The sequence below is a fragment of the Mycobacterium sp. genome, assembly GCF_035499775.1.
Taxonomy (GTDB): Bacteria; Actinomycetota; Actinomycetes; order Mycobacteriales; family Mycobacteriaceae; genus Mycobacterium.
Genome location: NZ_DATJYB010000320.1, coordinates 1 through 10,865 on the forward strand (window position 1 = coordinate 1; position 10,865 = coordinate 10,865).

Here is a 10,865-nt window from a genome sequence, read left to right on the forward strand (position 1 = left end):
CGCTGCACGAACACGCCGGTGCCCGGGAAGTTCACGTCGGGCGACAGCGTGGCGTAGACGATCATGTCGATGTCCTTCGCCTGAAGACCCGCGCGCTCGATCGCCTCCTTGCTCGCGCGCTCGCTCTCGAACTTGGAGATATCGGCGCCGGAAACGAAGGCCTTGCCGCCGGCACCGGTGACGACCAACGCGCGGGCCGACGCGTGGCGTAGAACGGCTGTGGCCCAGGCAATTTCGCCGAACATTTCGACGGTCTGCGAGTTTGCGCGGTGTGGGCGGTTCACCGACATCACGACGATGCCGCGACCGTGTTCGTCGAAGGTCAGCGTGCGCGCCCCGCGCAGCTCGTCGAGGACATCGCTCAGTGGGCGTCGCGACACCCGGTTCCACTGCGCGGTAACGGCGCTCATGATCACCGCCCGGAGAAGTTCGGTGCGCGTTTGGCTTTGAAGGCTTCCAGCGCCTCGGTCATGTCGTCGCAGCGGGTCAGCAGCGCCTGGCCGCGGTTTTCCAGTTCGAGCGCCGCGGCGAAGGAGGCGACTTCCATGTTGGCCTGCAGCGCCCGTTTGGACAGTCGGATGCCGCCGGGGGAGTTGGCGCAGATCTGCGCCGCCAGGGCGAGCGTTTGGTCCAGCAGGTCAACGTCGCCGGTCACCCGGTTCAGCAGGCCGAGCCGTTCGGCTTCTTCGGCCTCCACAATGCGCCCGGTGAAACCGATCTCGGCCGCCGCGGACGGACCGATCAGGCGCGGTAACAACCACGACGCACCCAGGTCGCCGGCGGAAAGTCCGATCCGCACGAACGCGGCGTTGAACTTCGCCGCAGGCGATCCGAGCCGGATGTCGGCCATCAGGGTGAGCGACATGCCGCCGCCGGCGGCGGGGCCGTTGACGGCGGCGATCACCGGAACCGGAACTGCCCGAACGGCGCTCAGTGCGCGGGCAGCGCGTTCCTGGCGATCCAGCATTCCCAGCGGCGACAATGACGCCAGCTCCTCTGCCTCGTCGAGGTCGTAGCCCGCGCAAAACGCCTTGCCGGCTCCGGTCAGGATCAGCACCCGGACGTCGCGATCGTCGCCGACCGCACGCGCCACCGATTCCAGCTCGTCGAACATGGTCACCGTCATCGCGTTGAACCGGTCGGGCCGGTTCAGGGTCACTTGAACCACACCGTTGGCGGGCGACTCGAGAAGCAAAGTCTGATAACGCTTTTCCAGATCGATCATGACATCCATTCCAATCGATTGCTCAGGCGAATTCTGGTGTGCGCTTGTCGATGAATGCGCGGAGTCCCTCGAGCGCCTCGCCCCGTTCGAACAAGTCCTGGACCTGCTCGACTTCGAAGCGCAGGCCGTCGGTGAGCGGCCGGTCGTATGCCGCGTCGACGGTGCGGACGACGGCCAGTTGGGCGGGGGTCGAGGCGGCTTCCAGTTGGCGGGCGAGTCGCCACGCGGCGGCCCGGGCGGTGGTCTCCGGTTCGGCGAGGCGGTCGATCAGCCCGATCCAGAACGCCTCGTCGGCCTCTATCTGGCGACCGGTGAGCATCAGGTCGAGCGCCCGGCCGCGTCCGACGAGACGGGGGAGTCGTTGGGTACCCCCGGCGCCGGGGATCAGGCCCAGCTTGACTTCGGGGAGACCCAGCCGCGCCCGGGTACCGCCCACACGCAACGTGCACGCCATCGCCAACTCGAGACCACCGCCCAGCGCGAGCCCGTCGACGGCGGCCACAGACATCATCGGCAGGGCGGCGAGGCGCTCCAGCGCGCCCCGCAGCCCATCGCCGTACTCCCGGAACGACGTGGCGTCGATCGCGGACATGTGCTTGATGTCGGCGCCGGCCGCGAAGAAGCCGTCGACGGCCGAAGCCACCACAATGACCTTGGCTTCGACGGCCTGGGCATAGTCCATCGCGGCGTGCAACCCGGTGATGATCTCTGGGCCGAGCGCGTTGGCCGGAGGCCTGTCAAGCACGATCTCGACAATGGCTCCATCCCGGTTCCAGGCCACAGCTGCACGGCTTTGTGGTTGTGTCACAAGGGTCTCCTTTTGAAATCGGGTAGGGGTCAGGCCATCGTGAGTCCGCCGCTGACGGACAGCGTCTGGCCGGTGATGTACTCGGCGGCGTCCGACGCGAAAAAGGCGACGGCAGCGGCGATGTCCGAAGGCTGACCCAGGCGCTTCATCGGTACGGAGCGGGTCATCCCGCCGATCACCTTGTCGGCATCTTGGCCAGAGCTGTCGGCGAACTTGCGCAGCGCGGGTGTGTCGGTGGGGCCCGGGCAGACCGTGTTCGCGGTGACCCCCTTGGTCGCCACTTCCCGGGCCAGCGTCTTGGTGAACGCGATGATGCCGCCCTTGGTGCCGGAGTAGACCGCTTCCAACGACGATCCGACGCGGCCCGCGTCGGAACCGACATTGATCACCCGACCGAAGCCGCGCTCCACCATGCCGGGCACGACGGCGTGGATGACGCGCAGTGCGCCCTTGAAGTTGATGTCAATGATCTTGTCCCAGAATTCTTCTGAGGTTTTCAGGAAAGGCATGAAGTCGTCCCAGCCGGCGTTGTTGACCACGATCTCGATCTCGCCGAGCTCAGCGGCGACGGTCTTGACGGCGCTGCGCACGGATTCGGTATTGGTGACGTCGACGTGGACAGCGATCGCCTCGCCTCCGGCGTCGGCGATGCGCTTCGCGGTGGCCTCCGCGGCTTCGAGGTTCAGGTCTGCCACCGCAACCCGAAACCCATTGGCTCCCAGGGTTTCCGAGATGCCCTGGCCGATGCCTTGGGCTCCGCCGGTGACGAATGCGACGCGGTTGCTCATATTTTCTCTCTCCTTTGAGTGTTTGGATGGCCTGTCAAACGGCCTAGCGACAGGACGGAGCGTCCGGGTTAGGTGCCCAGTCGATCGGACCGGCGACGATGGAGTGACTGGTCAGTTTGCGGCCGAGCACGTGCTGGGCGGCGCGGGCCGCGTCGATCAGGGCCGGTAGCGATACCCCGGTGGACACGCCCATCTCCTCGAACATGCTGATCAGGTCCTCGGTGGCGATGTTTCCGGTTGATCCCGCCGGCACCGGGCAGCCGCCGAGTTCCCCGAAGCTGGACTCAAAGCTCGTGCAGCCGGCCTGCAGTGCGGCATATGCGTTGGCCAGCCCCTGGCCGCGGGTGTTGTGGAAGTGGGCGGTTACCTCGACACCGGGCAGCCGCTCGATTGCGGCAGCGAAGAAATCACCGACGTAGGCGGGGTTGGCCATTCCGGTAGTGTCGCCGAACCCGACCTCGCCGGCACCGGCGGCCGCGAATTGCTCGGCGATGTCGAGCACCCGCTTCATCGGCACCTTGCCCTCGAACGGGCAACCGTAGGACGTGGCGATGACGGCGGCGCAGCGCAGATCTTCGGCGACAATGCGTTTGGCGATGATCTCGTTGTCGGCCATGGACTCGGCGATGGTTCTGTTCACGTTCTTCTTGTTGTGTGTCTCCGACGCGCTGACGAAGATCGCCACCTCGGAGAACGTCTCGCGCACCTTGAGGGCGTTGTCGAGTCCTTTGCTGTTGGGTACCAACACCATCAGCGACACGTGTTCAGGCACATCAACCCCGCGCAGCACCTCCACACCGTCGGACAGCTGGGGGATGACGTCGGGACGGACGAAACTGGCGACCTCGATGCGGCGCAGGCCGGTTCGGGCCAGCCGGTTGATCAGGTCGATCTTGTCGCGGGTGGCGATGGTTTCCGGTTCGTTCTGGAATCCGTCGCGCGGGCCGACCTCACGGATATCGACATGCGCGGGCAATCCACTCACAATGTGCTCCTTTCGCGGTCCAGCTGATCGCGGAACTCCGGCGCGGCGATCGCGGCCAGTCGTCGCGCTCGTTCCCTCAGGTCGCAGCCGCGCAGCTGCGCGACGCCATATTCGGTGACGACGGTGTCGACGTCGGAGCGCGTGGTGGTGACCACCCCGCCGTCGAGTGTGGCTTTGATTGTGGACCGGCCGCCCGATGTGGCCCGCAGCGCGATGATCGACCGTTTGCCGGTGAGCGCGGCAGCCCGGGTGAAGTCCACCTGGCCGCCGACGGCTCCGACATACACGCCGCGGCTGACCTCGGCGCCCACCTGCCCGGTCAAGTCGACCTCGACGGCGAAGTTCACCGACACCAGGGAGCGCAACTGCGAAAGTACTTGCGGGCTATGGGTGTAGCTGGTCGGTAAGAACTTGGCGGGCAGATCGGGCACCCGGTGGTACAGCTCCGCCGAACCGAGCGCAGTGCCCGCGACGATCAGCCCGGGGTCGATCTCCTTGCGGGTGCCAGTCGCCACACCTTTGTCCACGAGCCGCAGCAGCCCGTCGGTGACCATGCCCGTGTGAAAGCCCAAATCCTCGTGTCCGGCAAGCGCGTCGAGCACCGCGGTACCAAGGGAGCCGACTCCCAGCTGCACGGTGTCGCCGTCGTCGACGAGTTGGGCGACATGGCCGGCGATGCGCTGCTCGGTCGCTCCCGGTGCGCGAGTCGGATCTTCGGCCAGCGGGCGGTCGGTGGTGATGGTCGCCGCGAACCGTTCGAGCGGAATCCGTTGGGTGCCGGCAGTAGCCGGCATTCGTTGGTTGATCTCGGCGATCAGCACCGGCGTGTGTTGGATCGCGTCGGCGACGTAGTCGACACCAATTCCCAACGAGCACATCCCGTTTTCGTCGGGCGGGGACACTTGCACGAGGCCGACGTCGCACGGCAGCAGACCTTCGGCGAACATCCGCGGTAGTGCCGAATAGTGGCATGGCACCACGTCCAGGCGTCCGGAGCGGCTCAGTTCGCGAAGCTCGCCGAGTCCGCCATAGGACACCATTGACATCCGGCCGGGAATCGTTACCGCGAGCTGGTCGTTCCAGCTCAGCCCGGTGAACACCCGGATCGGACCGATCCGGGGATTCTGCAGAATCAACGCATCGACGAGGGGACGAGGTTCTGCGGCGGCCTGACCCCACCAGACGCCGTCACCTTGGGATACGAACTTGCCAAAATCGATCACGTCGGTACTCGTTGGATCAAAGTTCCCGTCCCCAGACCCCCGCCGCAGCACATCGTCACCAAGCCGAGGTCGGCCTCCCGGCGTTCGAGTTCGGCGACCAAGGTGGCCAGTAGCCGGGCGCCGGTGGCGCCCACCGCATGGCCCAACGCGATGGCTCCGCCGTTGACGTTGACCCGATCGGCGTCGGGGCGCAGTTCGCGCTGCCAGGCCAGCACCACCGAGGAGAACGCCTCATTGACCTCGAACAGGTCAATGTCGTCAACGCCGAGGTTGTTGCGCTGCAACAACTTCCGGGTCGCAGGAATGGGTCCGGTCAACATGATGACCGGGTCGACGCCGACAGTGGTTTGGTCGACGATCTGGGCGCGTAGCCGCAATCCCAGCCGATGCGCGGCCTCGGCAGAGCACAGCAGCACGGCGGCCGCGCCGTCGCTGATCGGCGACGACGACCCGGCGGTGATGCGCCCGCCCTCCTTGCGAAACACCGGCTTCAGCTTGGCCAGCGCGTCCACCGTGGTCTCCGGGCGCACGCATTGGTCGGCAACGCGGACCTGGCCGTCGAGTGTCATCGGCACCATCTCGGCGACGAACCGGCCGTCAGCAATGGCCTTGGCAGCGTTCTGATGTGACTGCGCCGCAAAGGCATCCATCTCCTCGCGGCCCAACTGCCACCGGTCGGCGATCAACTCGGCGCTCTCACCTTGGTGCACAAAGCTGTAGCGGTCGCGCAACTCGGCCGGCCACGGATCGCCATACAGTTCGGAAATCTTGCCGGGGGAGTCGATCGGGACGTGGCCCATGTGCTCCACCCCGCCTGCGATGACGACGTCGTGCGTGCCCGAGGCCACCAACGCTGCACCCATTTCCACCGCGGTCTGCGCCGAACCGCAACGCCGGTCCAGCGTCGTCGCGGGTGCCTCGGGCGGATAGCCGGCCTGCAGCCAGGCGTTGCGGGCGATATTGCGCGATTGTTCACCGAACGGGGCGGTGCAGCCGATCACCAGATCTTCGACCAGTGCGGGCTCGATTCCGGTGCGTCCGATCAGATCCGCGTAACACGCGGCCAGCATCGCGTTGGGGTGCGTGTCGCGGTACCAGCCGCGTTCGGGATGCGATTTACCCACCGGGGTGCGCACCGCCTCGGCGATGTAGACCCCGCGGCCCGTCGAGGCGAACGGCCCGGTCACGTTGTGGCGCATCAGATCACCGTTCCGCCGTCGACCGGCAGCACCTGGCCGGTGATGTAGGACGCGGCGTCCGAGGCCAGAAAGACGAATGTCGGCGCGATTTCGTCCGGGAAAGCCCAGCGCCCCAGGGGGATTCGTGCCAGCGTCTTGGCAGCCAGCTTGTCGTTGCTGCGGATGTTTGCGGTCATGGCGGTGGCGGCGAGCGGCGCGACCGCGTTGACGTTGATGGCCTGGCGCGCCAGTTCGCGCGCCAGCGACTTTGTGAGCCCGATGATGCCGGCTTTGGCCGCACCGTAGTTCGCCTGACCGATCGTCCCGGTGAGGCCGGCCGCGGAGGTGACATTGATGATGCGGCCGGTGCCATCGTCCGGCAGGTGGTGCAGCGCCGCCTGGCTGCACACGAAGCTGCCTACCAGGTGGATGTCGACGATGCGGCGGAAGTTCGCTTCTGACAGGTCGCCGAACATGGCCGGCGCGATGGCGCCGGCGTTGTTGACCAGGATGTGCAATGCGCCGCCGCCGAGTTCGGCGGCCGCTGTGGCGGCTTCGGTCGCCGCGGCCGAGTCGCGCACGTCGAGGACGAACGGCTGCGCGGTGCCGCCGGCGGCGGTGATCGATTCCGCGGTGGCCACCGCGGCGTCCTTGTCGATGTCGGTGACCAAGACGGCAGCACCGGCCGCGGAGAAGGCACGAGCGATTGCCTCGCCGAGGCCGCTGCCCGCACCGGTCACCAGTGCCGAGCGCCCGTCGAGCCGGAACACGTCGCGCTGCAGGGTCATCAGTAGCTCCTCGGCAGTCCAAGCACGTGCTCTCCCAGGTAGTTGAGCACCATCTCCTGGCTGATCGGCGCGATGCGCGTCAGCCGGGCTTCCCGGAAATAGCGGGCGACGTGGTACTCCTCGGAGTACCCCATGCCGCCGTGCGTTTGGACTGCGCGGTCGGCTGCGTCGAACGCGGCGTCTGCGCAGAGGTACTTGGCCGTATTGGCCTCGCGTGCACAAGGTTTGCCATTGTCGTAGAGCCAGGTGGCTTTGCGCAGCATCAACTCCGCCGCGTCCAGGCGGGCCAGCGAGTCGGCAAGTGGAAACTGAAGTCCTTGGTTCATTCCGATCGGCCGGCCGAACACCTCGCGCTCGTTGCCGTAGCGAACCGCCGCGCGCAGTGCCGCCCGCCCGATGCCCAGCGCTTCGGCCGCGACTAGGCAACGCTCCGGATTCAGACCGTCGAGGATGTAGCGGAAGCCCTGACCTTCCTCGCCGACGCGGTCCTCGACGGGAATCTCGAGACCGTCGATGAACAGTTCGTTGGACGACACGGCGTTCCGGCCCATCTTGGGGATCGGGCGAATGTCGACCTTGGTGCGGTCCAGGTCGGTCAAAAAGAGAGTGAGGCCATCGGTTTTGCGCGTGACGTCCTCGAACTTCGTGGTGCGGGTCAGCAGCAGCACCTTCTCCGATTCCAGCGCCTTGGAGATCCATACCTTGCGGCCGTTGACCACGTAGTGATCGCCGTTGCGCCGGGCGAAGGTGGTGATCTTCGTGGTGTCCAACCCGGCGCCCGGCTCGGTGACACCGAAGCACACGTGCAGGTCGCCGGTGACGATGCGGGGCAGCGTGCGGGCCTTGAGCTCCTCGGAGCCGTGCACGATCACCGGATGCATTCCGAATATCGAAAGGTGCATCGAGCTGGCGCCATTCATCCCGGCGCCGCTGGCCGCGACTTCCTCCAACAGGATCGATGCCTCGGTGATGCCGAACCCGTGGCCGCCGTATTCCTCCGGCGTGGTGATGCCGAGCCAGCCGCCCTCGGCGAACGCCTCATAGAACTCGGTGGGGAACTCGTGCTGCTGGTCTTTGGTCATCCAGTAGTGGTCGTCGAACTTGCCCGCCAGTTCCGCGACGGCCGCCCGGATCGTCTGCTGATCCTCGTTCAATTCGAAGTCCACGCCGCTCTCCGCTTCGCTGTTGGGCACCGGTATGTGTGCTAATGATACTAATGGCCTGACCAAAAAGGAAGGTCGCTTATTGAGTCGCCGGTCACGTCCACACGGTCATGCGGTGGCCGGCAGCAGCGGCAAAGTGGCTGCGATGCGCTCGTTCCAGGTTGCCGGTGTACCGAACAGCACTCGGTCGAGTTTGGCGCGCTTGTAGAACAGCTGCAGGTCGTGTTCCCACGTATAGCCCACGGCGCCGTGCAATGTCAGTGCACTGTCGGCGATTTCGGCACTGCCTCGGGTGACCTGTGCCTTCGCCACGGCTGCATGGATCGCTCGCTCCGGCAGACCCTCCTCGACCGACTGCGCGGCGTAGCAGACGATAGACATCGAGGACTCAACGGTGACCAGCATCTGCGCCGCAGCGTGTTTGACCGCCTGAAACGAGCCGATCGGCCGGCCGAACTGCTGGCGCTGCTTGCTGTAGTCGACGGCCAGTTGCAGCATTCGCTCGGAGGCGCCCAGTGCATCGGCGGCGACGAGAACCGCTGCTCTGGAGGCTATTTCGCCGAGCATCGTTGTGGCTTCGATATCGGGGATGTCGAGCCGGCGTGCCGGCGCGTCATCGAGGACGACGTCGGCGACATCGCGCGAACGATCCAGCAGCGGACGGGGGTGCACCCCGACCCCCGCGTCGGCGGTGTCCACCAGCCACAGCGACGTGGCCTCCCCGTCGGCCACGGGCACCAGGAACCGCCGCGACCCGGCGGCGCCCAGTACGCACGGTATCCGCCCGCTCAGGCGGCCGGCGTGGCTGTGCACCGACGTCACCGGCGCCGGGATACGGTCCGCCCGCACCGCCAATGCGGTCACCTCACCGGACTCGGATGCCGCGCGCGCCAACGCCGCCTCGTCGGCGAGCGCCGAGACGACGATCGCCGATTGCAGCCAGCGGGCCGACGGCACCGCAGCGCGCCCCAACTCCCGTGCGGTGAGCGCTAATTCCAGCATCCCGCCACCCTGGCCGCCGAGCTCCTCGGCGAACCCGACCCCGGCCCAACCTTCGCCGACGAAGAGCCGTTCGAACGCGCCCAGATCGCCGGCGTCCAGCCAACCGCGAACCAAAGCCGACCCGGCGCGGTCGCCCAGCCACTCACGCAACGAAGTGGCGAACAGCTCCTGTTCGCTGGAAAGCTCCAGGTGCATCTGCGTTTCTCCTGCCTGTGTTCTGAAATGGCCGCCGGTTAGCCGGCATCAGCAACGGATGCGGCCGCGGGAATCGGTGTCGGCTCGGGCGAACGACGCAGCTCCTTGAGCATGTACCTCGTCGTCAAGACGATGTACGCACCCCAGATCACTACCGGCAGATAGAAGGCCAGTAACCCGTGATAGGCGAACGGCCCGCTCTTGAAAAACGCCGGGCCCGCTGCGAAAAGCAGTGTCGCTGCTCCGGCAAACGTCAGCCAGGTGAGCCAGCGCGGGATCATCGGCTCGGGCCGGTGATCCATCAGTTCCACGACGCCGGAAGCAAACATCTCGATGGCGAGATAAATCCAGCCGAGCAGGAAGGCGAACCATGCCCAATCGCTGAAGGCCTGGCTGACGTCGGGGCCGCTCTCCTGTCGGTACGCCGACACGATCCATGCGCACGCATTGAAGAAGACGATCAACGAGATGAAGACTCCGCAGACCGCAGTGGTAAGCGACCACAGCGGCCACCGGCCCTCGATTTTCGCCAGCATGATGCCGAATGCGATCGAGCCGGGAGTAAGCAGCCCCGCGGCGATATAGAACAGCGTGCAACCGAATATCACACCCCAGCGGTGCGTCTGGGAGAACCAGACCTTGGTGGCCTCGAGCCCGAGGTCCGCACGCGCGGGGAGGAAGAAGTGCGCGATGCCCAGCCAGCCAACCGCGGTGAGCAGAACAAAGATCCAGTTGCACCACAGCCCGTACTTCTGGGAGGTGAGCCGTCCCGGATCCTGCATTGGCGCTCCGCTCGAATGATGGGATTGACTGATGGTTGGGCCTAATTATACTAATGGCCTGACCAAATGGCAATATGCGCCAACCCTACCCCGAGGGGTTCGTCGGCGCATACCGCGGGCCTCGCCGCCGAAAAGCCCGGACACGAAGTCCACGGGACCGGCCTCTGAGATGCCGTGCCGGAAGTGAGCCTGCGCGAAATGCCCCGAAAAGGTGAGCAAATACTGCTCATTCGGGTGAAGCGCACGCTGGCTGAGTCGGCCACGATGGTGATGCCGGAGAAGCGCGGTGGCGGTCGTGCGTCGTCGATGCGCCTAGTACAACGTTGTTGAGGGAGCGAATCCATGGCAACACATGCCGAACCCACCACCTATAACCCCGGGCGAGATTTGTCGCCATACCCGACCGACTACCGGACGTGGAAGATCCTGGCGTGGACGGGTCCCGTCTTTCTGTTCGCGGTCTTCGTCCTCTGGGGGATTGTCGCCCGGAACATGCCGCCGTTCCCGCCCAGCGCGACACCGGACGAGGTCAAGGCGCACTTCGTGGAGTTCAGGCTTCCGCTGTTGATTGCGTTGAGCATCTGCATCACCATGACCGCCTTCTACATGTCATTCAGCGTCGCGGTGGCCCGTGTGATGGAACGCATCGAGGGCCCCGGCGGTCTGTTGTCCAAGATCGAGATGATGGGCGGCACCATCACCTGTGCGCCCGTCATGGTGACTCTGGC

At 66.0% G+C, this 10,865-nt stretch carries 12 protein-coding genes; 1 reads left to right on the forward strand and 11 read right to left on the reverse strand.

Annotation, left to right across the window (positions count from 1 at the left end):
• The 11 genes from VML93_RS20215 to VML93_RS20265 all read right to left on the reverse strand — a co-directional run.
• On the reverse strand, positions 1 to 410 hold a 410-nt coding region (locus tag VML93_RS20215; RefSeq protein WP_325613411.1), incomplete at its 3' end, for an enoyl-CoA hydratase-related protein.
• A 2-nt stretch (positions 411 to 412) separates the two neighbouring features.
• Complete coding sequence (locus VML93_RS20220; protein ID WP_325613413.1) at positions 413 to 1,225, reverse strand: enoyl-CoA hydratase/isomerase family protein; 813 nt, start codon at positions 1,223 to 1,225, stop codon at positions 413 to 415.
• Positions 1,226 to 1,247: 22 nt separating this feature from the next.
• Positions 1,248 to 2,033: an enoyl-CoA hydratase/isomerase family protein gene (locus VML93_RS20225; RefSeq protein WP_325613415.1), complete on the reverse strand. Its 786-nt coding sequence runs from the start codon at positions 2,031 to 2,033 to the stop codon at positions 1,248 to 1,250.
• A gap of 29 nt (positions 2,034 to 2,062) precedes the next feature.
• Positions 2,063 to 2,821, reverse strand: coding sequence for a glucose 1-dehydrogenase (locus tag VML93_RS20230; RefSeq protein ID WP_325613416.1), 759 nt, complete (start codon positions 2,819 to 2,821; stop codon positions 2,063 to 2,065).
• 43 nt (positions 2,822 to 2,864) lie between these two features.
• The gene (locus tag VML93_RS20235) at positions 2,865 to 3,806 is read right to left on the reverse strand and encodes a hydroxymethylglutaryl-CoA lyase (protein WP_325613418.1); all 942 of its coding nucleotides are present in this window, start codon (positions 3,804 to 3,806) and stop codon (positions 2,865 to 2,867) included.
• Positions 3,803 to 5,029: an acetyl-CoA hydrolase/transferase family protein gene (locus VML93_RS20240; RefSeq protein WP_325613419.1), complete on the reverse strand. Its 1,227-nt coding sequence runs from the start codon at positions 5,027 to 5,029 to the stop codon at positions 3,803 to 3,805. The genes VML93_RS20235 and VML93_RS20240 overlap by 4 nt, the downstream gene beginning before the upstream one ends.
• Complete coding sequence (locus VML93_RS20245; RefSeq protein ID WP_325613420.1) at positions 5,026 to 6,228, reverse strand: thiolase family protein; 1,203 nt, start codon at positions 6,226 to 6,228, stop codon at positions 5,026 to 5,028. Before VML93_RS20245 ends, VML93_RS20240 begins: the two co-directional genes overlap by 4 nt.
• The gene (locus tag VML93_RS20250) at positions 6,228 to 6,995 is read right to left on the reverse strand and encodes an SDR family NAD(P)-dependent oxidoreductase (RefSeq protein WP_325613422.1); all 768 of its coding nucleotides are present in this window, start codon (positions 6,993 to 6,995) and stop codon (positions 6,228 to 6,230) included. Before VML93_RS20250 ends, VML93_RS20245 begins: the two co-directional genes overlap by 1 nt.
• Positions 6,995 to 8,161: an acyl-CoA dehydrogenase family protein gene (locus tag VML93_RS20255; RefSeq protein ID WP_325613423.1), complete on the reverse strand. Its 1,167-nt coding sequence runs from the start codon at positions 8,159 to 8,161 to the stop codon at positions 6,995 to 6,997. The genes VML93_RS20250 and VML93_RS20255 overlap by 1 nt, the downstream gene beginning before the upstream one ends.
• A 105-nt stretch (positions 8,162 to 8,266) precedes the next feature.
• A complete protein-coding gene (locus VML93_RS20260; protein WP_325613425.1) occupies positions 8,267 to 9,355 on the reverse strand; it encodes an acyl-CoA dehydrogenase family protein in 1,089 nt (362 codons plus the stop codon).
• A 38-nt stretch (positions 9,356 to 9,393) separates the two neighbouring features.
• Complete coding sequence (locus tag VML93_RS20265) at positions 9,394 to 10,137, reverse strand: hypothetical protein (RefSeq protein ID WP_325613426.1); 744 nt, start codon at positions 10,135 to 10,137, stop codon at positions 9,394 to 9,396.
• A gap of 342 nt (positions 10,138 to 10,479) precedes the next feature.
• Here VML93_RS20265 and VML93_RS20270 point away from each other — a divergent pair.
• A partial coding sequence (locus VML93_RS20270) for a hypothetical protein (protein ID WP_414686403.1) occupies positions 10,480 to 10,865 on the forward strand: 386 nt, incomplete at its 3' end.

What these genes read in the sequence shown, in the direction of transcription:
- VML93_RS20220 (WP_325613413.1), bottom strand. Translation starts at nt 1,225, where the DNA reads ATGATCGATCTGGAAAAGCGTTATCAGACTTTGCTTCTCGAGTCGCCC.
- VML93_RS20230 (WP_325613416.1), bottom strand. Translation starts at nt 2,821, where the DNA reads ATGAGCAACCGCGTCGCATTCGTCACCGGCGGAGCCCAAGGCATCGGC.
- VML93_RS20245 (WP_325613420.1), bottom strand. Translation starts at nt 6,228, where the DNA reads ATGCGCCACAACGTGACCGGGCCGTTCGCCTCGACGGGCCGCGGGGTC.
- VML93_RS20250 (WP_325613422.1), bottom strand. Translation starts at nt 6,995, where the DNA reads ATGACCCTGCAGCGCGACGTGTTCCGGCTCGACGGGCGCTCGGCACTG.
- VML93_RS20260 (WP_325613425.1), bottom strand. Translation starts at nt 9,355, where the DNA reads ATGCACCTGGAGCTTTCCAGCGAACAGGAGCTGTTCGCCACTTCGTTG.
- VML93_RS20265 (WP_325613426.1), bottom strand. Translation starts at nt 10,137, where the DNA reads ATGCAGGATCCGGGACGGCTCACCTCCCAGAAGTACGGGCTGTGGTGC.